17 protein-coding genes and 1 tRNA gene are annotated in these 24551 nt (G+C 60.4%); 5 read left to right on the forward strand and 13 right to left on the reverse strand.

The window, feature by feature from the left end; genetic code table 11:
* Positions 1-5 precede the first annotated feature (5 nt).
* Positions 6-1406 carry a PTS transporter subunit EIIC gene (locus I4W07_RS04635; protein ID WP_196025775.1) on the forward strand — a complete coding sequence of 467 codons (1401 nt, stop codon included), beginning with the start codon at positions 6-8 and terminating at the stop codon, positions 1404-1406.
* 533 nt (positions 1407-1939) lie between these two features.
* On the opposite strand, the gene I4W07_RS04640 is transcribed toward I4W07_RS04635, so the two are convergent.
* Positions 1940-2014, reverse strand: a tRNA-Thr gene (locus tag I4W07_RS04640).
* Between the two features lie 224 nt (positions 2015-2238).
* Here I4W07_RS04640 and I4W07_RS04645 point away from each other — a divergent pair.
* The gene (locus I4W07_RS04645) at positions 2239-3579 is read left to right on the forward strand and encodes a DNA-binding protein (protein ID WP_196025776.1); all 1341 of its coding nucleotides are present in this window, start codon (positions 2239-2241) and stop codon (positions 3577-3579) included.
* A gap of 27 nt (positions 3580-3606) precedes the next feature.
* Here the strand turns inward: I4W07_RS04645 and I4W07_RS04650 are convergent, their stop codons facing one another.
* The 6 genes from I4W07_RS04650 to disA all read right to left on the reverse strand — a co-directional run bounded on the left by I4W07_RS04650 (position 3607) and on the right by disA (position 9074).
* The gene (locus I4W07_RS04650) at positions 3607-4284 is read right to left on the reverse strand and encodes an NYN domain-containing protein (protein WP_196025777.1); all 678 of its coding nucleotides are present in this window, start codon (positions 4282-4284) and stop codon (positions 3607-3609) included.
* A 3-nt stretch (positions 4285-4287) separates the two neighbouring features.
* Positions 4288-5208, reverse strand: coding sequence for a 23S rRNA (guanosine(2251)-2'-O)-methyltransferase RlmB (rlmB, locus tag I4W07_RS04655; protein WP_196025778.1), 921 nt, complete (start codon positions 5206-5208; stop codon positions 4288-4290).
* A 143-nt stretch (positions 5209-5351) separates the two neighbouring features.
* Positions 5352-6818, reverse strand: a complete 1467-nt coding sequence (cysS, locus tag I4W07_RS04660; protein ID WP_196025779.1) for a cysteine--tRNA ligase — start codon at positions 6816-6818, stop codon at positions 5352-5354.
* A gap of 3 nt (positions 6819-6821) precedes the next feature.
* Positions 6822-7316, reverse strand: coding sequence for a 2-C-methyl-D-erythritol 2,4-cyclodiphosphate synthase (gene ispF / locus I4W07_RS04665; RefSeq protein ID WP_006234975.1), 495 nt, complete (start codon positions 7314-7316; stop codon positions 6822-6824).
* The gene (gene ispD / locus I4W07_RS04670; RefSeq protein ID WP_196025780.1) at positions 7306-8034 is read right to left on the reverse strand and encodes a 2-C-methyl-D-erythritol 4-phosphate cytidylyltransferase; all 729 of its coding nucleotides are present in this window, start codon (positions 8032-8034) and stop codon (positions 7306-7308) included. Before ispD ends, ispF begins: the two co-directional genes overlap by 11 nt.
* A complete protein-coding gene (gene disA, locus I4W07_RS04675; RefSeq protein WP_006234973.1) occupies positions 8034-9074 on the reverse strand; it encodes a DNA integrity scanning diadenylate cyclase DisA in 1041 nt (346 codons plus the stop codon). The genes ispD and disA overlap by 1 nt, the downstream gene beginning before the upstream one ends.
* A gap of 374 nt (positions 9075-9448) precedes the next feature.
* Here disA and I4W07_RS04680 point away from each other — a divergent pair, with 374 nt between their 5' ends.
* The 3 genes from I4W07_RS04680 to I4W07_RS04690 all read left to right on the forward strand — a co-directional run bounded on the left by I4W07_RS04680 (position 9449) and on the right by I4W07_RS04690 (position 11933).
* A complete protein-coding gene (locus I4W07_RS04680) occupies positions 9449-10027 on the forward strand; it encodes a manganese efflux pump MntP (RefSeq protein WP_196025781.1) in 579 nt (192 codons plus the stop codon).
* Between the two features lie 127 nt (positions 10028-10154).
* The gene (locus I4W07_RS04685) at positions 10155-10625 is read left to right on the forward strand and encodes a helix-turn-helix domain-containing protein (protein WP_006234970.1); all 471 of its coding nucleotides are present in this window, start codon (positions 10155-10157) and stop codon (positions 10623-10625) included.
* Between the two features lie 3 nt (positions 10626-10628).
* Positions 10629-11933 (forward strand): type II toxin-antitoxin system HipA family toxin, encoded by a 1305-nt coding sequence (locus tag I4W07_RS04690; protein ID WP_196025782.1) that lies wholly within the window; start codon positions 10629-10631, stop codon positions 11931-11933.
* A gap of 127 nt (positions 11934-12060) precedes the next feature.
* Here the strand turns inward: I4W07_RS04690 and I4W07_RS04695 are convergent, their stop codons facing one another.
* The 6 genes from I4W07_RS04695 to I4W07_RS04720 all read right to left on the reverse strand — a co-directional run bounded on the left by I4W07_RS04695 (position 12061) and on the right by I4W07_RS04720 (position 24396).
* Positions 12061-13518, reverse strand: a complete 1458-nt coding sequence (locus tag I4W07_RS04695) for an aminoacyl-histidine dipeptidase (RefSeq protein ID WP_196025783.1) — start codon at positions 13516-13518, stop codon at positions 12061-12063.
* A gap of 214 nt (positions 13519-13732) precedes the next feature.
* Positions 13733-16375 carry an ATP-dependent Clp protease ATP-binding subunit gene (locus I4W07_RS04700; RefSeq protein ID WP_196025784.1) on the reverse strand — a complete coding sequence of 881 codons (2643 nt, stop codon included), beginning with the start codon at positions 16373-16375 and terminating at the stop codon, positions 13733-13735.
* A 192-nt stretch (positions 16376-16567) separates the two neighbouring features.
* A complete protein-coding gene (locus I4W07_RS04705; protein WP_055309426.1) occupies positions 16568-17257 on the reverse strand; it encodes a TetR/AcrR family transcriptional regulator in 690 nt (229 codons plus the stop codon).
* On the reverse strand, positions 17241-21680 hold the full coding sequence (locus I4W07_RS04710) for an acyl-CoA dehydratase activase (RefSeq protein WP_196025785.1): 4440 nt from the start codon (positions 21678-21680) through the stop codon (positions 17241-17243). Before I4W07_RS04710 ends, I4W07_RS04705 begins: the two co-directional genes overlap by 17 nt.
* Before the next feature lie 281 nt (positions 21681-21961).
* A complete protein-coding gene (locus I4W07_RS04715) occupies positions 21962-22510 on the reverse strand; it encodes a DUF2798 domain-containing protein (RefSeq protein ID WP_196025786.1) in 549 nt (182 codons plus the stop codon).
* Positions 22511-22827: 317 nt separating this feature from the next.
* The gene (locus I4W07_RS04720) at positions 22828-24396 is read right to left on the reverse strand and encodes a threonine/serine exporter family protein (protein WP_230308486.1); all 1569 of its coding nucleotides are present in this window, start codon (positions 24394-24396) and stop codon (positions 22828-22830) included.
* Positions 24397-24551: the final 155 nt, after the last annotated feature.

Here is a 24551-nt window from a genome sequence, read left to right on the forward strand (position 1 = left end):
AAGAGATGAAATATCAGGCAATGTCCGAAACAGTCCTAAAGGCTGTTGGCGGCAAAGAGAACATTACATCGGTAACTCATTGTGCGACGCGCCTTCGCATCGACGCACGAGACACCTCGATCATCGATCTCCAGCTCGCCAAATCGGCTGACCAGGCGCTCGGGGCAGTAGTCAGCGGTGGCCAGCTTCAGGTGATCATCGGCCCCAACGTCACCGAGGCCTACAACGACTTCCTCGACTTCGCGGGAATCGAAGTCGGCGGTGGCACGGTTGCCGACGATGCCCAAACCGCCAAAGACCTTGCAGAAGGCATTAAAAGCGGTAACACCGCCATGGGCTTGATTGAGAAATTCGGGAACGTCTCTGCACAGGTATTCATGCCCATCGTCCCGGCGCTCATCGTTGGCGGACTCATTCTTTCGATCAAGAATCTCCTGGTCAATTATTGTGGATTGAGCACCGATAGCGGAACCGCCCAGGTTCTGCTGGCGATCTTCAGCGCCTCATTTAGCTTCCTGCCCGTTTACCTCGGCTATCAGCTCGCCGCCGTCATGAAGATGCAGCCTATCATGGGCGCACTGCTGGGCGCAATCATGATTAGCTCGTCTATTAGCGGTGCTGAGGGTCTCGACTTTCTTGGCATCCCCATCCCGACGAATGACTACTCGAGCACGGTGGTGCCAATCGTACTGGGCGTTGTGTTCATGTACTTTGTTGATCGCGGTCTTCAGAAAATCATCCCCGACATTACCAAACTGTTCTTGAAGCCGCTGCTCACCATGATCATCGTCGTGCCTGTTGAGCTGATTATCCTCGGCCCCGCCGGCAGCATGATGGGCTACGCTCTGAGTGATGCCGCCACGTGGCTCATGGATAACGTGGCATTTATCGCTACTCCAATCCTTGCAGCCCTTAACCCCTATTTTGTCATGCTCGGTCTTGATAAGGCCTACATCGCGATCGAAGTTACGAGCTTGGCGCAGCTCGGCTGGGCGCCCATCATCTTTGGCTTCATCTCAAACCTCTGCATTGGCGGCACGAGTCTCGCCTTGGCAACTGCAATGAAAGGCAACAAGGAGAAGAGAGGTATGGTCACCACGGTTGCCGTCACCGCACTCTGTGGCGTAACTGAGCCCGCATTTTACGGCTGCCTCATCGAGCGTCCCCGCCTGCTTGTCGGCACAGCAATCGGCGCCCTCTGCGCGGGACTCCCTGCAGGCATCTTCGTCCTGAAGGAGTATGTTGCGGGAGCATGCCCCGGTCTTCTTTCTGCGCTGATCTTTATCGCTCCCGATGGATCCATGGGCAACTTCGTACTGGCGTGCGTTGTCGCCGTCATCGCCATCGTTGTCTCGTTCATCGCTGCACGCGTGATCATCAAGAAGAATCCCAACTATATTGAGTAGATGCCCGCTGCTTGCATTGGGGACATCCTCGGCAGACCATTAGCAAGAACCCAAGAAGTCCCTTAGGAGCTCGATTAATCCATTCGGATTCCTCAGGCACAAACGACCCCGATTCCACAATGAAATCGGGGTCGTTGTTTCTAAAGCCTTCGATAGACAATCGGTGTTTACCTTAGCTCCCTATCCAAGTTAATTATCCACGCTCGTTCTCCGGTCGGAAGATTTTCTTCTCTCGCGTGTCCAGAAATCCACGCTCGAGCAGAACATCCAGGTCCGCACCCGCCCTTGTCTCGATCTGTAACAGCAAGAGGCCTATTCCGCTTCTACATGTTACAGATCAAGATATTCCTAAAACACCCTAAGTTTCATCTCAATCTGTAACAGTTAGATGCCAAATATCGGTCTTGGTGTTACAGATTTAGACAAACTGGAGGACGAGACAAACCAAAAACGGGATGGGCGCTAACCCGATGGCGCACCACCTAAATAGAAACGGGCTCTGTCCCATATAGAGACAGAGCCCGAAACTCTCATGGAGCCAGTGACAGGAATCGAACCTGCAACCCACTGATTACAAATCAGTTGCGCTACCGTTGCGCCACACTGGCACACTTGGCGCTTTCGCGCGAAGCCAGTTAAGAATAAAGGAATTGCGGACGAGGCGCAACAGGCCACACAGCGTTATACAAATATGCAAAATCCAGCAACAACAGGTACCAGGCCCGTTCATTTCTGTCGGTTCGCCCCCAATCTCAAAACCATTCGTCAAAACGAATAGTTTTAATTACAATTGCTTTATATAAAACTATTCGTTCTAACGAAGGGTTTCGCGATGCTTACTACCAAGGAAGCAGCCGAACTGCTCGGCATCACTCCGCGCAGGGTGCAGGAGCTCATAAAAAACGGAGCACTTGAGGCCCGCAAGGCTTCTGGTGTATGGCTCATCGACAAAGACAGCGTCGATACGCGACTCCGCTCCGTGACCAAAACGGGAGGACGTCCCCGCCGCGGCCACGGTAAGAGCGAGATAGCGTTCACCCTCATGAACCGCACGTACGAAGTCGCTCAGCTGGTCTACAGTACATCGCGAAAAGACTTTACCCACATCGGTGCCGACATCGATTACGCCCACGCCCCTATTGGAGTATTTGGCCCTAATAGCCCCATATCGCTAGACTCCTTCCGCATCTGGTGGCGCGGCCGCGGTATCCCGCTCGCACGCATTGGGCTAGCCTCCCTGCTTGCAGAAGCCGCAGTCGATGTTCCCGATGAACTCGTCCAGCGAAATCTCGGCCTCTCCTTATCCGACCAGTATTGGATTAGGCCCCAAGGTTCCGGTCTCACCTGGAAGGATATCAACTTCTTCAATAACGCCTTTGATGACGTCTCGCTGTCCATTGCACCCTTTGCCCCAGAGGGAAAAGCGGCTGCCGCAAAGCCCGATAACACCTCGGACGGCAATCTTCAAAAGTACTGGACGTGCGAGGGCGAACGTCGAATTCTGCATAAGGCAGGAGCGCACCTGGACCAGGAACCTTATAACGAGCTGGTGGCGACCGCGCTCCACCGTCGCATCCTAAACGCCTGCGATTATGTGCCTTACTCGCTCGAGGGCACGGGCACTTCCGCCCTGAGCACATGCGATGTCTTCTTAACTGATGAAGAAGAGTATGTCCCTGCGTTCTATGTAAACCAGCACGCAAACGCAGATGAACGGCTAACCGACTACGAGCGATATGTAGCAAACTGCGAGGAGCTCGGGGTGACAGGCGTCAAGGATGCCCTTGACCGCATGATCGTATGTGACGACATTATTGCCAACTACGATCGTCATTGGCGCAACTTCGGCCTCGTGCGAAACGTCAACACGCTAGCCTGCAGACCTGCCCCCATCTTCGATTCGGGCTCATCGCTCTGTTGCAACATTTCTCTTGAGGAGCTTCGGGCAGGAGAGCACAGTTTTACCAGCGCACAATTTCATTCAAGCCCCGCCAAACAAATGTTGCTCGTCGAGGACATGGGCTGGTTTGACGGCGACAAACTCGAAGGCTTCGTTGACGAGGCAATCGAGATTCTGTCTAAAAACGATGCTCTAACAGCGAGACTGCCTTATCTAAAAGAGGCGCTAACGTGGCGCCTCAAAAGAATGATCAACATCGCTGAATGGAGTTAGCGAGACAGCATCGCCCCGCCAACTCCCCTACCTCCCGCGGAGGGCCTTGAGCTTGGCCAGGGCATCGGGACTCAGGCGGCTGCCCAGAGTCATCTTGATCTGCGGAGCTTCCTCTGCCTCGTGAACGTCGTTATCGATCTGTTTGATCTCGTCCACCAGCATACGGCTCGAGATGCGCGTGACGCCCTTGCCCATGACGACAGCCTGGATCGTGCCGTCGCTCGATACCACGGAGCACGCGCGACCTTCCTCGCGTGCCTCGATGCAGAGCTTCTGCACCACGGTATCGGCCGAAACACCCGTCGGCGAAAATTCGATGCGCACGCCGCGGGCCGGCAGGTTGGGACGCTCGTTGGAGATATTGCCCGCGCCGTCGAACACGATCACGGCCTCGTAGCGGCCCTGGGCAAACGCCGCCACGTCGTTAATGAGGGCAGTGCGCGCCATATCGTGAACGTCGCTGGAATACGGATCGTCGGAATGGTCGTACACGAGCTTTTCGTAGCGCGGCGTGCAGTGGATCACGTTGTAGCCGTCGACCACCAGCAGCTCGGGCTTGTTGGAGTGCACCGTCGAGACTGGGTCGGCAATAGCCTGCGCAAACGCATTGCCGCCCACGCCATAGGTCGTGGCCGAAACAATCGGCTTGGCCGAGCCCTCGCCAAAGCGCTTGGCCTTGGACTTGGTGCGGTTCTTCTTGGACATGCGCTACTCCTCCCCCATGAGCTCGCCGGCGTTGCGGCGCAGCCACTCAAAGCACAGCGCCGTGGTCGCCTGGGCAACATTGAGGCTCTCGGTCATGCCGCGCTGGGGAAGCTTGGTCAAAAAGTCGCATTTCTCGAGCACCAGGCGCGAGATGCCGTCGCCCTCGGAGCCCATGACGAGCGCCACGCGACCCTCGAAGGGAGCATCCCAGCAACTGCCTTCGGCGTGCTCGGAGGCACCGCCTACCCAAAAGCCAGCGGCCTTGAGGTCGTCGAGCGCACGGGCGATATTGGGAACCTGCGCGATAGGCAGATGCATGACGGCACCGGCTGAGGTCTTGTAGCTGCCCACGGTCACGCCGGCGGCACGCTTGTTGGCGATGATGACGCCGGCCGCGCCCACAACCTCGGCGGAGCGCACGATGGCGCCAAAGTTGCCGTCGTCAGTCACATGGTCGAGCACAACGACGAGTGCCGGGCCATCGCCCGCGCGGCCGAGGATGTCGGCGACGTCCGCATAGGGGAAATTACCCACCTCGAGCGCAATGCCCTGGTGAGCGCCATGGCTCGACAGCGCATCGAGCTGCGCACGCGGCACATACTTAATGCGGGCGCCCGCGGCGTTGAGGTCATCGACCAGACGAGACAGGGCGGCATCGCGCTCGCCGCCCTCGGCGATGAGCGCGCACTTGACGGGAAAGCCGGTACGCAGCGCCTCGGCGGCAGCACGGCGGCCTTCGATAAACTCGCCCTTGGAGACCTGAACGTTGTCGCGGTTGCGATCTCGCTGCGGACGCGCAGCCTGGGCTTGGGAGCACTCGCGCTGGCCCTTGGGAGCAGCAGCGCGATCATTGCGGCGAATCGAACGCGAGCCAGAAGCAGCCTGCTTGCCGCCACGAGGCGCACGCCTGCGATTGTCGGCCATAAAACGGCCTCCTTAAATAGATAACGAACAAGAATCGACCGTCCGAGCCACGGCACCTTGCCTTTCAATCGTCGGGCATGACCACCAGGTCTATGCCCTCCTCTTTCAAGGCAATCTGCCGCACCTCGAACGGTCGACAAATACTAGAGACTCTTAATACGAGTGCCCGCGGCAGTATCCTCAATGGTGAGGCCCAGGTCCTTGAGCTGGTCGCGGATGGCATCTGCCAGATCCCAGTTCTTGGCGGCACGAGCCTCGGCACGAGCCTCGAGAATCTTGGCAGCGGCCTCGTCCACGTCGTCGCCCGTGTAGGCAACCAAACCGGCGGCAACGCCCAGCAGGCCCAGCGGCAACTCGACCTTGGGCTCGGGAAGCTCAACGCCAAACGTATCGAGCAGCTCGGCCAGCGTATCGGCGGCAGCCAGGACTGCGGCCTTGTCGGCAGCATCGCCCGCCTGCTCCAGATACTGATTGCACTCGGTGACAAAGCCAAAGACAGCACCCATGGCACCGGCGGTGTTAAAGTCGTCGTCCATGCACTCCTTAAAGGCGGCGCGGGTCTCGGCGGCCTTGGCGGCAAACGCCTCGGCGGCAGCCGCATCGGCATCGGCCGTCGCATGGTTCGCAGCCCAACGAAGGTTCTCGACCGTACCGGCAATACGCGTGAGCGAATTCTCGGCACCCTCCAGGCGCTCCCAGGAGAAGTCGAGCGGCGAGCGATAGCTCGTCTGCAGCATCAACAGGCGCAGGGCCGCGGCAGAGTGCTGCTCGAGCACCTCGGCCAGCGTAAAGAAGTTTCCGAGCGACTTGGACATCTTCTCGCCGTCAACCAGCAGCATGCCCGTGTGCATCCAGGTGTTGGAGAAGCCCTGGTGCCAGGCGCAGGTGGCCTGGGCGCACTCGTTCTCGTGATGCGGGAAGGCAAGGTCGGAGCCGCCGCCGTGGATGTCGATCGGGGTGCCCAGGTAGCGATGCACCATGGCAGCGCACTCGGTGTGCCAACCGGGACGGCCCTCGCCCCAGGGACTCGGCCAGCTGGGCTCGCCGGGCTTGGCGGCCTTCCACAGGGCAAAGTCGAGCGGGTCGTTCTTGTCCTCGTTCTCCTCGATACGCGCACCAACCATAAGGTCATCGATGTTGCGGCCCGAGACCTGGCCATAGTTGGGATCGCTGCGCACAGCAAAGTACACGTCGCCGTTATCGGCGGCGTAAGCATGGCCCTGCTCGATGAGCGTCTTGATCATGGCGATCATGGGGCCGCTTTCCTTGGTGGCGCGGGGGCGCACATCGGGATCGAGCACGTTGGCGGCGCGCATGACGCCGATGAACTTGTCCGAGAACTCCGTCGCGACCTCGGCGGCCGTGCGGCCCTGCTCGTTGGCGCGCTTGATGATCTTGTCATCGACATCGGTGAGGTTCTGGGCAAACGTGACCTCGTAACCGCTCGCGATGAGCCAGCGACGAATCACGTCAAAGCTGATGAACGTGCGGGCATTGCCGATGTGGATGTTGTCGTAGACCGTGGGGCCGCACACGTACATGCGGACCTTGCCGGACTCGATGGGCTGGAACTCTTCCTTTTTATGGGTAGCGCTGTTGTAGATACGCATTCGTTACTCCTTAACGGTTTTCTGTAGCAGGCAGACGGCCCAGGCGCCGATTCCCTCGCCCTGGCCTTCCCAACCGAGCTTTTCGGTCGTAGTGGCGGCGACGCCCACGTTTTCGACGTCAACGCCCAGGGCATGGGCGAGGTTGGCGCGCATGGCATCGCGGTGCGGGGTGATCTTGGGTTGCTGACAGGCAATGGTGCAATCGGCATCGACAAACTCAAAGCCCAGCTCGCGCGCATAGTCCATCACGCGAGCGAGCAGCACCATCGAATCGGCACCCTCATAGGCGGGGTCGGTATCGGGGAATAGCTTGCCGATGTCTCCCCCGCGGCAGGCGCCCAGAATAGCGTCGGCCAAGGCGTGCGCGAGCACATCGGCATCCGAGTGGCCCAGCAGGCCACGCTCGTAGGGAATATCGACACCGCCGATGATACATCGACGCCCCTCCACCAGACGGTGAACGTCGTAGCCATGGCCAATGCGCAGGTTACTGAACATGGGGAAGGTCCTCTCCCTCGGCCATGCGGCCAAGCAGAATCGCGGTTACGGGACGCAAGTCCTCGAGCACCGTCACCTTAAGGTTATCGCGCGGGCTCTGGACGCAGCGGACGCGTCCTCCCATGCGCTCGACCAGTGACGAATCGTCCGTACCGATAAAGCCCTCGGCAATGGCTGCAGCGTGGGCGCGCTTCATAGCATCGACGCTAAAGATCTGCGGCGTCTGCGCGGCCCAATAGAGCTCACGCGGCGGCGTCTCGACGATATTATCGCCGTCAACGATCTTGAGCGTGTCAATCGCGGGCTGGCCGCACACGACACCGTCGAGAGCACGGTCGCTCACGAGCACGTCGATAGCGTGGTCGATGGCCTCGGTCGTAATGAGCGGACGAGCGCCATCGTGAATGGCGACGTATTCAAAGCCCGCCGGAACCGCATGCACGCCGGCACGGGTGGAATCCTGACGGGTATCGCCGGCATCGGCAATGCTGATGGGCGTGTCATAGTCAAACGGGTCGATGGCCAGGCGGCGCATCTCGGCACGACGCTCGGCAGGGCAAACCACGACGATGTGGCCGACCTTATCGCTCCGATCGAACGCGCGGATGGACCAGCTCATAAGCGGACGGCCCGCTACATTGACGAGCTGCTTGCCACCGGGGTTACCAAAGCGCTGGCCGCTGCCACCGGCAACGACCACGGCGCATACGGGCGCCATTATGCGTTCCCCTGTTTGGTGCCCTTCATGCGGTACAGGGAGTCCGCAAGAATGGCAGGGTTGTTAACGCCAAAGTCGCCCAGGCGCTCCGGATCCTCGCTGATGTCGTCCATGAGCTCCTGCAACGAGCCATACTCGTCGACGATCTTCTCGGCCACGCCGTCGCGCACAACGGACACGCGCGAAAGTGTGCGCAGGCCCAGCGGTGTCATGACGGAGTCCTCGTCCAGGTCGTCGTAGCCCAGAACTGCCGCCACGTGCTGCGGGTCGGACAGGTCCTTAGGCGTCATACGGGCAAGCTCGGCGCGGATCTTCTCGGCGTTTGCCTCGGAGGAATCGCTTGCGTAGTCGCGGATCATCAGGTCGTATTCGGTATCCATGCTGGAGCCCGCGAGCTGCTCGAGCTGCATCTGCACGAGCTTGCCCTGGTTACCCAGCTTGACGATGCAATCCTTAAGCTCGGTCTTTGCCTGCTGCATGATCTCGAAGCTCGAGAAAATACCGGTAATGTCGGCGAGCGTGACGTAGTCGTCGAGCTCGAGGGCCGTCAGGCGCAGCAGGGAGCGATCGAGCGACTGACGGGTAGTCTGGAGCGTGGCGACGAGCTGGTTGACCGAGCTCATGATGGTGGTGACGGGCTGGATCTCGTAGCTCTTGCCGTGAACGTACACGTTGACGACGGCACGACGAGCCGAAACCGAGATCACGATGGCATCGGTGAGCACCGACATGCGAGCGGCAGTACGGTGACGCATGCCCGTCTCACTCGTGGCGAGCGAGGGATCGGGATTGAGGTGGAAGTTGGCGCGCAGGATCTGGGTGAGGTCGCCATCGATAACGATGGCGCCGTCCATCTTGGAAAGCTCGAACAGGCGGTTCGAGGTAAACGAAATGTTGAGCGGGAAGCCGTCGTTACCGGCGGCGAGCACGTTTTCGGTGTCGCCGACGCAGATAAGGGCGCCCAAGTGACCAGCAATGATCATGTCGAGGGCGGTGCGGATCGGCTGGCCGGGGGCAGTCAGGCGAATGGCCTGTTCCATACGTTTTTGCAGCTCGTTCTTATCCAAGGCATCGCTCCCATCGTATACGCTCCATAAACGTCAATAAGTTTCTCACGGTTTGCCCCTGTGACGCCCGCAAAATCCGATGCTTACAGAATGAGCGAACACAGCTGAGAGCCCCAATCCAAATGAGCTGCTTATGTGGTAGCATCGGGATTCGCATAAATGAGGGAGTAGTCGCGTGATCGGGTTCGCCTCCGGTGGCGCGGCAAGTCAACACACTGGCCGATGCGGCCTGGCTTGCCTTAATGAACGAGACTCGTGGCTGTGCGCGCAACGCGTACGCCACGGGTCTTTTTTGTTACTCCCCCAAGAGGTACACGCGGGCCCGCCCGCAGAGAGGGAGCCAGACTATGGGACTCGCAGAGCTCGTGTTGCTCGCCGTTGGCCTTTCGATGGACGCCTTTGCCGTATCCATCTGCAAGGGCCTTGGCATGAAAAAGATCAACCTTAAAGTCGCCGTAGTGCTCGGCCTGTTCTTTGGCGGCTTTCAGGCCGGCATGCCCGTAATCGGATGGGCGCTCGGCAGTCAATTCATGGGCATCATCGGACCCATCGACCACTGGATCGCCTTTATCCTGCTCGCCTTCATCGGCGGCAAAATGCTGTGGGAGGCCTTTACCGAGGACGAGGATGAAGGCGACGGCAAGGATGCCGAAAAGATTGACCTGGTCGAGTACCTGATCCTCGCTATCGCCACCTCAATCGACGCCCTAGCCGTGGGCATCTCATTTGCCGCGCTCTCGGTCGACATCGTGCCCGCTGTATCGCTTATAGGCATCACAACGTTTATCTTCTCCGTCGCCGGCGTGGCGATTGGCCACACCTTTGGTGCGCGCTACGAAAAGCCTGCCACCATCGTGGGCGGCATCGTGCTTATCCTCATCGGGCTTAAGATCTTGCTTGAGCATCTGGGGATTTTGGCGCTGTAACGCCAAACACAATCGCTCAAAACTCAACGCCGCACAAGGCCTCATGCAGAGTTTTGCATAATGCCTTTTCATGCAGACTTTTGCATGTCATACTGATATGCAAAAGTCTGCACGTTAGGAGATCGCCGTGGATACCCTTCCCATCACCACACCGCGCCAAGCTGGCATCTACGTGCGCCAGGCACGCGAGGCGCAGGGAATCACCCGTGCGGCCCTCGCTAAAAAAGCCGGTGTTTCGGAGCGCCTGCTCGCATCGCTCGAGCTAGGAGACGCCACCGGCATTCGACTCGACAAGCTATTGGCAATCTTCAATGCTCTCGGACTGGCGCTCGCCGCTCAAGGGGATATCGCTAAAACGAATAACGAGCAACCAGTCGACGCCCCGCATGCTGATTTGCAACCTCGTAGCACCCCCAGGCGCCATCACGCTCAATGTTTTCACCATCGCAACCGTCGCAGCGCAGCCATTCCGACTCTCGCAGATGTCCCCTTTACGTCCGAGCTCTACGACAAGGCCTTCGCCGATTTCGCCATGTCCAATCTCGGAGTCTCGATTGCCGCAAACCCATCTGCCCAAACCAGGCCTAAAGGGAGGTAGCCAATGGCCACCACATCGCTTCGGACTATTATTTGTGGTGTACCCGCAGGAACGCTCATGCAAGATGAGAGCGGTCTGGTCAGTTTTGTCTACGATCAAGATTATGACGGGCCAGCCCTATCGACCAACATTCCCGTATCAAATCGCCCATACGGCCAACAGGTCATGAATCCGTACTTGTTTGGCCTTCTGCCCGACAGCGAGGACCAACGAAAAGCGATTGCTGCCGAATTCGACGTTAGACCCAACAATGCCGTTGCGCTGCTCAGCCATATCGGACTCGACTGTCCGGGCGGAGTGCAGTTTTGCGCCGAAGAAGATATCGACGCCGTCTTGCATCGCACTGGCGAATACCGCCCTATAGACGACCACGAGATTGCCTTGCGCCTCAAGTCGATCAGAGATGACCGCGAGGCATCGTGGATGGGCCTAGATGAAAGTTGGTCACTTGGAGGCAATCAGGGCAAGTTCGCTCTCGCACTCATAGACGGTCGCTGGTGCGAATGCGTGGGCTCCTCGCCCACGACGCATATTTTCAAAAATGGTGTTATCGGATTTAAACTCGAGGCTCTTAATGAGTTTGTCTGCATGAAAAGCGCCCAGCGCGCGGGTATCGCAACGGCGAACGTTGAGTATCGCTTATTTGAGGACGAACCCGCCCTCATTGTTGAGCGATATGACCGCGTGAAAGACAAAGACGGAACAATCATGCGTCTACATCAAGAAGACCTCTGTCAGGCCCTTGGAGTGATGCCCGCTCAAAAGTACACAGCAGACGGCGGCCCGACCGCACGCGATATTCAGGAACTCCTCGTCAATACGAGTCATCATCAACTTAACCTGTATCTGTTTACGCAGATACTGTTCTTCAACGCCATCATCGGCGCACCGGACGCGCATGCGAAGAACTATTCCCTGCTTCTTGGAAACGGCGACACAGCTATGATGGCCCGTATGTATGACGTTGCATCGGGGCTGGCATACGAACGCATGCGGCGAAAAGCGCGCCTTGTCATGAGCGTTGGCGGCGAAAATCGTGTGGGGCGCATCGGTCCAGGCGCTATCCGCCGATACCACGGTAAGGACGACCCCGCGCTGGAGGCGGCGCTCACCAATGCCGGGCTATCCGAGAAGTTTTGCTTTGCGACCATGATGGACCTCGCCTCCGAGGTACCCATTTGCATGGAAGAGATCATGGACGAATACGCCGACCTGCCCGGCATGGCGGACCTGCGCGAGCATATGCTCGGCCCCGTCCGCGAAAACTGCCAGCGCACCCTCGACCTCATCAAGGCGGATATGGGCTAGACGCCAATCAATCTCCCATTTCCCAAAAGAAGAGAGGGGGCACCCGTCGCAAAAGCTCGGGTGCCCCCTCACGTAATGTCATTTGCAATCCACCAGCACGTGGCTCGGACTGCTGCTAGCGCAACCTTTACGCAGCGAGGCGCTTGAGCACGTCGATGAGCAGCTCGTAGAAGCGCTCAGCAGAAGCGAGTTCCATGCTCTCGTCCGGGGTATGGACATCGGAGAGCGTCGGGCCCACGGCGATGGCGTCCAGGCCGTGCAGGGCCTCGGCAAACAGGCCGCACTCAAGGCCGGCGTGAATGGACTCGATACGCAGCTCGGAGCCAAAGAGCTCGCGATAGCTCTCGACAAAGACGTCGCGGACCGGCGAATGCTCGGCATAGCTCCAGCCGGGATACTCGAACTCAAACTTGGCGTCGAAGCCCAGGACATCGGCCAGCGTCTGCAGGCGGTCCTTGAACTCGTTCTGCAGCGAGGTGATCGAGGAGCGCGGGGACAGCATGATCTTGACCTGGTCGTCAGAGGTGGCAACCACGCCGATGTTGGAGGAAACCTCGACGGAGCCGTCGGTGGCGACGTTGCGGCGAATCACGCCGTTAGGGGCAAGACGCAGGGCGCGGATGAGGGCAAGCGCGGACTTCTGATCCATGGCCTCGACCTCGGCGTCGTCGGCAATCTCGACGGTGCAGGTAAAGCCGGGGTCAAAGACCTCGAGCTCGGCAGTGACGTCGGCAATGATGCCCTTTGCGATCTGGGCCGCGGCCTCGGCGGCAGCGTGATCAGTGTAGACCAGCTCGGCCTTGCACTCACGGTTGATGGCGTTGTCCTTAGTGCCGCCGTTAAAGCTGACGATGGCGGGCTCGCCGGCGACCATCAGGCGGTCGATGATGCGGGCCATGATGAGGTTGCCGTTGCCGCGCTCCAGGTGGATGTCGGCGCCGGAGTGACCACCCAGCAGGCCGGAGATCTCGAGCGTAAGGGTGCTGCCGGTCTTGTGCTCGCGCACGATCGGGCAGGTGTAGGTAACGACGACACCGCCGGCGCAGCTGACGGTGGCCACGCCCTCCTCCTCGGAATCGAGGTTGATCATGGTGCGGGCGCTAATCTGGGACTTGTCGAGCGTCTCGGCGCCAACCAGGCCAGTCTCCTCGTCGGTGGTGAACACGCACTCGAGGGCCGGATGAGCAATCGAATCGTCGTTGAGCACGGTGAGCATCAGAGCGACAGCAATGCCGTTGTCGGCGCCCAGGGTGGTGCCGTTAGCGGTGAGGACGCCGTCCTTGACGACCAGGTCGATACCATCGGTCGTAAAGTCGTGCTCAACGGAGCCAAGCTTGTCGCACACCATGTCGATGTGGCCCTGCAGCATCACGGTCGGGGCATTCTCGGCGCCGGCAGATGCGGGCTTACGAATGATGACGTTGTAGACCTCGTCCTGATACACGTCGAGGCCGCGCTCCTTGGCAAACGCAACCAAAAAATCGCTGATGCCCTTCTCGTTGCCAGACCCACGGGGGATCGCGCTGATCTCCTCAAAGAAATGGAACAGCTGGGCGGGCTCGTAGCCGGTAATCTTGTAGTCCATGGTGCCTCCTTGGCGCAACTGGTTAGACAGTAAGACATGCGACTTGTATATTCCCAGACTTTGCGTGCATAAACCAGTCGAAAACGCCGAGCGCCCTCGCATCATCGGCTAACGGTGGACCGTATAGCGTAACGGTCACAGTTACCGCAGCTCTACAAATCGAGGCGCCCTTTCCGGAGCGCCTCGATTGCGCATATCAAATTGTCGCCACGCCCTACAGCGCGCCAGAACCGGCTTGCATCATGCCGCCAGGGCCCGAGGTCACGCCGCCGCTCACGGGCGCGGCGTTGCCGGTGTGCGGTGCCGCCGGAGCGATATCGCCACCGAGCGTGCCCGCCGGACGCGGTGCCGGGATCTCGCCCGTGCCATGGCTAAAGACAAACTTGCCGTCGGCCACGTCGCACAGGACGGTATCGCCCTCGCCCCACTCGCCGGCCAGAAGCTCCTCGGACAGCGGGTCCTCGATGAGCTTTTGGATGGCACGGCGCAGCGGACGCGCACCGTTGGTGAGGTCGGTGCCCTCGGCCACGATCTTGTCGTAGGCCGCATCGGTGAGCTTGATGTTCATGCCGTTGGCGATCAGACGCTGACGCAGGTCGTCCACCAGCAGGTGCGCGATCTTGGTCAGGTTCTCGCCCGAAAGCTTCTGGAACACCACGATGTCGTCGATACGGTTGAGCAGCTCGGGGCGGAACAGGCGCTTGAGCTCACCCATCGCACGACCCTTAATCTCGCTCGAGGTAAGGCCTTGCTCGCCGGTGGTGCCAAAGCCAACGCTCGTATCCTGCGCGATCTCGCGGGCGCCCACGTTTGACGTCATGATGATCACCGTGTTGCGGAAGTCGACCGTCTTGCCCTGGCTATCGGTCAGACGGCCCTCCTCCAACACCTGCAGCAGGATATTGAAGATGTCGGGGTGCGCCTTCTCGATCTCGTCGAACAGCACGACTGAGTACGGGTGACGACGAACGGCCTTGGTAAGCTGACCGCCCTCGTCGTGGCCCACGTAACCCGGAGGGCTACCGATGAGCTTGGAGACCTCGAACTCGCTGCCGAACTCCGACATGTCGAAGCTGATGAGCGCGTCCTTGCTGCCAAAGAGGTACTCGGCGAGCGTCTTGGCGAGCTCAGTCTTGCCCGTGCCGGTGGGACCCAGGAAGATAAAGCTGCCGCCGGGACGACGCGGGTCCTTGAGCGGCGAGCGGCTGCGGCGCACGGCCTTGGCGACGGCCTCGACTGCCTCATCCTGGCCGATGATGCGCGTCTTGAGCACGCTTTCGGTCTGCAGCAGGCGCCGGCTCTCGCTCTCGGTGAGCGAGGAAACCGGCACGCCAGAGGTCACGGACACGATGTCGGCAATCTGACTTACGTCGATGGTGAGCGGGCTAGCGTCGAGCTCGGCGGTCCAGGCGGCCTTGGCCTCGGCGAGCTCAATCTCGGCGGCCTTCTGCTGCTCGGTGATCTCGGCGGCCTTGTTCATGTCATCGCTCTCGGTGGCCTCCTGCGCGGCGGCCTTGAGCTCCTCTATGCGATGCTCGGCCTCACGCACCGGCTCGGGCGCGCGATTCGCGGCGATGCGAGCGCGGGCACCGGCCTCGTCAATGAGGTCGATAGCCTTATCGGGCAGGAAGCGATCCTGGATGTAGCGGTTGGAAAGGTTCGCGGCGGCCTCGATAGCACCCTGCGTATAGCGCACATGGTGGTGCTCCTCGTAGCGCGGCTTGAGCGCGGTCAGGATCTTGACCGTGTCCTCGACGCTCGGCTCCTCGACATCGATGGTCTGGAAGCGACGCTCGAAGGCCGGATCCTTGGTGAGGTACTTGCGGAATTCCTCGGCCGTGGTGGCGCCGATAATCTGGAAGGCACCGCGCGCAAGCACGGGCTTGAGCATGGAGCTCGCGTCGATGGAACCCTCGGCAGAACCGGCACCGATGATGGTGTGCATCTCGTCGATAAACAGGATGACGTCATCGGCTTCGGTGGCCTCCTGGATCACGTTCTTGAGGCGCTCCTCAAACTCGCCGCGATACTTGGCACCCGCCACGAGGCCCGGCAGGTCGAGCGTCCAGATATTCTGGTTCATGAGGTTCTCGGGCACGTTGCCGGCTGCAATCTGCTGAGCCAAGCCCTCGACGATGGCCGTCTTGCCCACGCCGGGGTCGCCCAGAATGAGCGGGTTGTTCTTGGTGCGGCGCGAAAGAATTTCCATCATACGCTGGACTTCCTTTTCGCGACCAATTACAGGGTCGAGCTCGCCGTCGCGCGCCTTCTGTGTGAGGTTGGTCGCGAACTGCTTGAGCGTATCGGTGCCACTCCCCTTTTGCTGAGAGGCATCCGATCCGCTAAAGAACGGCAGGCCCGCACCGGGACGACCAGCACCGGCGCCGGCGAGCGGACGCTTCTTGTCCTGGTCCTTGGCGGTGAGTTTCTCGATAGCCTTTTTGATGGAGGCGGACGACACACCTAGGCGCATGAGGATGTCCATGGCCATGCCGTTGCCCTCTTCGACGATGCCGATCAGCAAGTGCTCGGTCGACACGTAGGTCTGGTTGTTCTCACGTGCCACGCGGAAGGAGCGCTCCATCACGCTAATGACGAGCGGCGTAAAGGCAAGCTTGGCAGCCTCGGTCTCCTCGCTGGGCTCGGGAACCGTGGTCTGGACCTCCTTGAGGGTGTCCATGATGTCGTCGTAGGAGATATCAAGCGAGCGCAGCGCCTCGGCAGCGATGCCCTCGTCCTCCTTGGCGAGTGCGAGCAGCAGGTGCTCGGTGCCCACCTTATTTGAGTGCAGATCGAGCGCCTCCTGTTTGGCCATCGACATGACCTTGCGCGCTCGATCGGTAAATCTATCTAACATGCTCGTTTCCTTACATGAGTTCATCGAAATCAAAACGCCCGCCCGTCGGCGGCGCTTTTGTCTCTTTACCCACAGGTTGTCTATGTTAACAGCTGGAGGAATATCTATAAACCCGGCTCACATGAATGCAGGTTATGACCGCATCGCGGGACTCACCGCGCGATGCGCGACAGGCGCCCCGCAAGAGAAACCCTAGGCGTCTTTCACCACGTCGGGGCTCGTCGCACGCGATGCGCGATAGGCATCGGCCTCCTTGGAGACGCGTTCGAGCAGCTCGGATGTATCGACGCCCTCGACTTGCGCGACCGTTTCCACCGTCTGCATGGCGACCGCCCTCAGGTACGCGCACGCGCTGTCCCCCGGCTGCTCGAGGTCTATCTCCTCGCCGCCCTCCCGGGCAAAGCCGACCGCCATCACAAAGCCCATGATGCCCGAGACCAGAAAGCCCACCGCAAAGCTCGAATCTGCCTTGAGCTCTTCTCCGTCGGGGTGGACGATCTCTCTCACGCGGTCGATGATGATCGTATGGATGCCCTGCACGACCTGCTCGGCGGCACCCGCCCTCATGGTGATGACGATGCGCCGCAGCAGGCAGCGGACGTCGCGCCGGTCGAACGCCGAAAGGTCGCCCTCGCTCGAAAAATGCCAGAGGGCATCGGTGATGAGCTCGTTATCCTGCAGCAGCTGGGCTATGGCGATGGCGACGAGTTCATCGAAATCGTGAAAATAGTAGTAAAACGTTCCGCGATTGCACTGGGCGGCGCGGGTCACCTCGCCAACCGACAGCTCGAAGATGCTGTTGTTCTCGATGAGCTCCCAAAACGCCTCGATGATACGGGTGCGTGCATCGGGCGCATCGGCGTCCTTACGCGGTCTCGCCATGCGCCTCACCGCACCCCTGCGCCTTGGCGTTCATGATGAGCATCTGAAGACGGTTCTCCACGTTGGCGAAGCTCACGTCGGGATCGTAGTCGAGCGGCAGGAACTGTGCCGTGGGATACTGCTCCTTGAGCGCATGGATGAGCCCACGCCCCACGACATGGTTGGGCAGACACCCGAACGGCTGCAGGATCACGAAGTTGCGGCAGCCGCGCTTGGCGTGCTCGAGGATCTCCGCCGGAATCAGCACGCCCTCGCCCGCATCGAACGTATGGTGCAGGATCTTATCGCTCGCGCGCACGAGCTCGGGCATGCGCGTCGGCGGCTCGTAGAGCGGGCTCGCCGCGCCCAGGCGGTCGCAACGGTCGTGCGCGAGCTCGAACAGGTTGTCCGCCGTGGCGTACCAGGCCTTTTCGGGCAGCGACAGGTCGACGTGGAACTCGCGCGACTGCGCATGCTTGTAGAAATAGGTCTTGCGGATCACGTCGGTCATGCGCGCCTCGATGACCTCGAGCCCGTTGTCCTCGAGGTAGCGCTCGATCTCGTGGTTGGCGCCGAGATGGAAATTGAGCAGGTACTCGCCCACGATGAGAACGGTCGGATGCGGGTTCGAGCGGTCGTACGGAACGGCGTCCATGATCGCAAGCGCGCGTTTGAAGCCCGTCGCCTGGCCTCTCAGCCCGGAGCGCTCCATGCCCTCGATAACCTCATCGAGCGCGCGGTCGAACGCAGCGTCCGCCGCGCCCTTCTCGAGCTCGTAGGGACGGATGCGCCTAAGCATGGCCTCGAGGGCATCGATCATGGGAAGACCGTAGGCGATCTGGATGCTCGGGCCAAGGCCGAGCTTGAAGCCCGGATGCGCATTGTGGGCATCGACGTCGTCGTTGGTGAGCACCGGGACATAGTCGTATCCCGCGTCGTCGAGCGCGCGGCGCAGCAGGGGCATGTAGTGCGTCAGGCGGCAGTCGCCGATATACTTGCCAGTCACCACGGCGACGTCGTGCGGGTCGTACTTACCGCTCTCGAGTGCCGCGAGCGCCTCGCCGATCACGATTTGCGCGGGGAAGCAGATGTCGTTGTGCACATAGCGTTTGCCCAGGCGGATGGCATCCTCGCGCCCGATATCAAGGGCCTCGGCGCGCACGCCCTGATTGCGCATCGCCGCGGTCATGAGCCTGCAGAACGCATGGGAGGTGTTGGGGACCAGCGCGATCTTGTCGTGCCGGTCGCGCTTGGTGTACTTGACCTTATACGGGTCGTCGAGCGGATGGACCGCGTGCACCCGGGCGCCCTCGGCACGCTCCTCCGCGCGACGACGGTTGACCGACTCGATAAACGAACGCACGCGAATGCCCATGGGACCGGCGACGTCGCTCTCATCGAGCTTGATCATCATCGGAACCTTGGAGCCCATCTCGCCCATCATGCGCGCGATCTCGTCGGTGAGATACGCATCGTGGCCGCAGCCGAAGCTGCCCATCTGCACGAGCTCGAGCTCGGGCGTCGATGCGACGATGACCGCGCACGACAGCATGCGCGCATGGTAGTTGTTCACGATGTCGATGCGGCTGTTGGAAAGATCGACGTTGCAGACCCCCGGCACCGCATCGGGCGTCAGCACGGGGATGCCGCGCTCAGAGAAGAGCTTGGGCAGCCCGTGGTTGACCAGCGGGTCGTTGTGGTACGGGCGCGAAGCGATCACCACCGCGTAGCCGCCGTCCTCGCGCACGTTCTCGAGCACCTGCCTGCCGCGCAGCTGCAGCTGGTTCTCAAACGTCTGCTGCGCGCGGTCCGCCTGCTCGGTCGCCTTGGCAACCAGGTCGGCATCGATATCGAAGGTCTCCTTGCACCACGCCTTGAGCTGGCGGTTTCGGTCGCCCTCGTCGTACCAGTGGAACAGCGGCGTATCGAACGGAACGCCGAAACGCTCCTCCGGGTTATCGGAATTGCGCATCACGTAGGGGTATCCCTTTACGACGGCGCACATCCACTCGCTGGTAGAGGCGGTGTTTTCGGTGGGCACCGTCGTGATGATGGGCATGAAGATGCGGTCGACGCCGGCGTCGACGAGATTGCGGATGTGCCCGTGGACGAGCTTGGCCGGGAAGCACACGGTGTCGGATGTGACGTGCGCCAGACCGCGCTCGTACATCGCCTTGGTGCTGCGTCCCGAGACGCGCACCTTAAAGCCGAGCGTGCTGAAGAACGTCGACCAGAACGGCATGGTGTCCCAGAACTCGAGCACACGGGGAATGCCGATCGTGACATCGCGCCCCCCGCAGACGGGAACCGTGGGGCACGACTCGAACAGCAGCTTCTCGCGGTCGACAAAGAGATTGGGGGCAGCCGCGGTCCGGTCGCGCCCCGTGCCGGGTGCCTGTGCCTCGCAAGCACCCTGCGGACGCAGCTCCTCCGCCGCGGGAACCTCGCGCACGAGCTCATCCCATGAGATGGCGCCGCCGCGCGGGCAGCGATTGCCCGTGACGTAAAGCGAGCCGTCGCCAAATGCCACGACCGCGCGCTGGCAGCGGTTGTTGCACCGACGGCAGGTAACGCCGCCGAACTCGCGATGCTCGAAGCGCTCCACGGCATCGAGCCCGATAAACGACGTGGCGGCGTCGCCCTTGCGGCATTCCTCGCGCGCGAGCAGGGCGATACCGATAGCGCCCATCAGCCCCGGGTGGGGCGCACGCGTGACGGGTTTGCCCAAATACTGCTCGAATGCGCGCAGCACCGCGTCGTTTCGGAACGTGCCGCCCTGGACGACGACTTTGTCGCCCAGACGGTTGAGATTTGAAACGCGAATGACCTTGGTGAACACGTTCTCGATAATCGAACGGCAGAGACCGGCCATGATGTCGCCCGGACCCTTACCGCGCCGCTGCTCGGAAACGACGCTGCTGTTCATGAACACCGTGCAGCGGCTGCCGAGAACGGCGGGGGCTTTGGACGAAAATGCCTCGGTCGCGATATCCTCAACGGCTATTCCGAGGTTTTTGGCAAAACCCTCGAGGAACGAGCCGCAGCCCGCAGAGCACGCCTCGTTGACGACGATATCGGTCAGCACGCCGTGGTTGAGCCAGATGGCCTTCATATCCTGTCCGCCGATGTCGAGCACGAAGGTCGCATCTGGAACGCATGCGCACGCGGCGCGGGCGTGCGCGACCGTCTCGACCGTATGGTAGTCGGCGTGGAACGCGCGCGCGAAAAGCTCCTCGCCGTATCCCGTGGTGCCCACGGCATCGATCGCAAGCGTGACTCCCGCTGTCTCCCAGCGGTTCTTCAAGCTGACAAGACCCTGTTGGGCGACGTCGAGCGGTCTGCCGTTATTAGACGCGTAGAACGAATCGACAAGCTCACCCGCCTCATCGACCAGGGCGAACTTGGTCGTCGTGCTCCCCGAATCGATACCGAGCGCCACACGCACCGTCTCTCCGGGCGCATACGCATCCGGACCCTTTGCCGGCGTCTCTTTGCCATGGCGTGCCGTAAAATCCGCCTGCTCGGCAGGTGTGGCAAAAAAGGGCTGGGCAAGACGTCCCTTCCCGCTTGCGGGCGCGACCGTCTCGAGCTTATCCAGCCGGACAAAAGCGTCGGGAAGGTCGATCGGTTGGGACGATGCGAACATGTCGGTCAGCGACAGGGCGGCACCGCGCGCGACCATGATCTGCGGATCGCGCGGGACGATAACCTGATCGTCCGATAGATTCAGTTGCTCCCGGAACACGCGGACCAGCGTGGGGTTGTAGGCGAGCGTACCGCCCTCGAAGATTACCGGCGGCTCGATGTCGATACCCTGGGCCAGACCGCCGATCGTTTGGCGGGCGACCGCGTGAAGCGCCGAAAGCGCCAGGTCGGTGGTAGGAATGCCCTCGTTGAGCAGCGGCTGGATATCGGTCTTTGCGTACACGCCGCAGCGGCCCGAGACCTCGTGGACGGTCGTTCCCCGGCTTGCGAGCTGCTCGAACTCGCCCGATTCGGTGCCGACCCCCATGAGCTTTGCCATCTCGTCGATAAATGCACCGGTACCGCCTGCGCACGAGCCGTTCATGCGCATGTCGGCAACCTCGATGTCTCCCTTATCGTTGGTGCGGAAGAAGATCATCTTGGCGTCTTGGCCGCCCAGCTCGATGGCGCAGCGCGTCTGCGGATAGAACCTGCTGATCGCGAGCGCGTTGGCGACCACCTCCTGAACGTACGAGGCGCCCAGCGCGGTCGCGATATCGCGCGCACCCGAGCCGGTCACCGCAACGCGCAGCGACTCATGGGGAAAGCGCTCGGCGAGCTCGCCGAGCATGGCGCGCACGCTCGCTGTCTGACACGCCCCGTGGCGGCGATATCCCCACCACGCCTCGGTCATATCCTCGTGCATCGCGTAAACTTTGGTCGTCGTCGACCCTACGTCCAGTCCTACTAGCAACGCCATAATGCTCCGTCTCTCGCATTTTTCCCGCTAGAGATATACCACTCTACGTAATACAACAGACTGTTGTATTTAAACTCCGTATAAAAAGCGGCTGCCGAAACGCTTCAGCAGCCGCCGAATGCACCAACAGATTGTTCTGCGCGCTAGCACGTCGGGCAACGGAGCAGCACGGGCCCTCCGGTCATGCGCACCGCTCACGCCCGCGATGTCGCCGAGAGAGCTATCCACGCTTTGGGCTCCAACCAAGCAAGTCGCCCGCGCTCAGCAGATCCCTAAGCGAGCTACTCGCACTCAGGAGCCATAGCCTGCTCCAAGAGCTCGGCATGCTCCTCCTCGAAAACCGTCCCCACAGGGAAGGCGCGACGGAAGATGAAGCGGGAAATCGGACCGGCTACCAAAAGGTTCCACGGCAGCGCCATCACAAAATTATGCGGGATGTTGATCATCCAGATCGCGGGCACGGAATACAGGTTCGCAAGGATGCCGCCGGGCATGTGCGTCAGACCCTCACAGGCACCGTACAGCGACATGATGATGACCATGGGAACGACCATGCAGGAGCTGACGGCGAGCGTCATGGCAAGCGGCGAACTCTTGCCCGGCGTGACCAGGAATTTAAAGGCGAAACCCTTGGCAAGGGGGCTGGCAACAAACCAGTCGCAGCACATGGCAAAAATGTAGGCAACGGGGAAGCCGAGCCACGCGGCGGCAACAACCTCGCCGTTGATGGCCCCATGCTGCAGGGCAACGTTGTAGATGCTCATCCAGAGCACCATGCAAAAGCACATGATAAAGGTGAACAGCAGTCTCTCTCGTTTGTTGATAGGCATAAAGGGCATTGTCCTTTCTGTGTTACGCCGCGGCACCACGCAACAAAAACGGGCGGGCAAGATGGAGCTGTTGGGACTTCATCTCGCCCGCCCGTGGTACGTGCGTCTGCGACTACTTATGTGGTGGAACTACCCTAACACGAACGGCGCGCGCTTCGTAAGCGTTGAGTTTATGGAGATGCATGGCACCAATAATCCCCCCCCCGACCCCATAAGTTGCGGTGGAATACGGACTGTTTTGACCCTTTAAGCAACAATTCAGTCCCTATTTCACCGCAACTCATTTGGTGCAAAGTAACCTGTCCCCCTTGCACCAATTAGCTGGTATGGCGCCAGCGAGGGTCGGTGAGGGTTCTCGCCACGCCCAAGCCAACGGGCAGAAACGCCACGATGAGCACTGCGCGCACAAACCAGCCGAGCATGTTGACCGTGTCGAAGGTGCACATGTAATACATAGAGCGATAGAGATACAGACCGGGCACCATAATGACAATCGAAGGCACCGTGAGAGCGATACGCGGGTAGGTGAGCTTGACTTCGGCCAAGCTTGCCAGCAGACCCGATACCAGCGCGCCGATAAACGCTGCTGCCTCGGGAGGCATTCCCGTGCTGAGGCCCAGGAAGGGAATCATCGTCGGCGCATCGACGAGCGTAAGGCGCAGGGTATTGGAAACGGCGCCGATCAACCCAGCTGCCGCGGCCATCTTTACCGGGCTGTTGAACATCACCGAGAAGCCGAATACGCCAACGAAGCTCATCACCACGCGCAGGAGCGTAAGGGCAAGCGGCGAAAGGCCGAGCGGGGCAAAATCATCCGGTGCCAGCCCCACACACTCGGCAACCATCCAGCCCACAAGGGTCGCCATCACAATAATCGACACGGCATACGAAAGACGCTCAATGCCGCTTCGCATATCGAGCTTAGCGATGTCGAGGCCTGCCGTAATGAGGGGAAAGCCGGGAATCACGAAGAGCATGGCGCCGATATAGCCTTCTTGGTGCGACATTGCCCCCGGTACGACCTGGCCAAGGCCGAGCAATGCCAGCAGATACGAAACGCAAGCGAGCGCAACGCCCGTCGTCAGCGCGCTAAACTGGCCAAGACCCTGCTTGAGAATATGGGAGCGAGCAAAGTTACCGACACCAGCGCCTACGAATGCGCAGGCCATCTCGATAGGGCCGCCGCCGAGCAAAAAGACGAAGGCGCCGCAAGCACAGGCTGCCGCAAGGCCCTGTTGCCAGGGAGAGTAATCGGGTTTTGAGCTCTCAACGGTCCTGAGCATCTCGTGGTACTCGTGTACCGTGAAGCGACGACCATAGGTCTCGATTTCCTTGAGGAAACTCTCCATCATCCAAATGCGATGGGTATTGACTCCCGTTGTGGGCAGGCTGACAACCTCGTTAAAGCAGTGGCCATCTTCGATGCAAGTACACTCAAACGACAGAAGGCTCAGGTCGACGTGAATCGTGACGCCGAGTACGGCAGCAACACGATTCATGGTATCGCGCACGCGCCAGGCACCTGTTCCGCTTGCCAGCATAAGCATGCCGGTGCGGCAGATGATGGATGACTTATCGGTGAGCGGCGCATCGACGGCAAGCTCATCGCCTGCCGTCACGATCTGGTGCCAGTCAGTTTTCATATGGAGCGCGCCGGCACGAACGCCGTGGTGCATGGGGGCTCTCGAAAGCAGCGAGTCAAGGCGCGAAGGCTGTGGGGGCTCCGTTAATTCGCCCTCGTCCTCGTCGGGCTCTTCATCGACCAGATCAAATGAGTCAAGCGATGCCGGCTCGCGACGATCGATTAGCTCCTCATCCTCATCATCAAAGTAATTGAACTGATCGAGCATGTCCTCTTCGATTGCGCGCTCGCTCGCATCGTCCATCCCGGTGCTCCCTTCCTATCGACTAACCCCCATCCTAGACAGCGACGGCTAAAGGAAACATAAAAGAGGCGGCTGTCATGCGAACCATGTGCGCAATAGCCGTGGGTAGTCGTTTAAGAACGTCCCCAATGACTACATCGATGTTCTAAGTGTCA

This window comes from Collinsella aerofaciens, assembly GCF_015670745.1.
In the GTDB taxonomy this organism is placed as follows: domain Bacteria; phylum Actinomycetota; class Coriobacteriia; order Coriobacteriales; family Coriobacteriaceae; genus Collinsella; species Collinsella aerofaciens_T.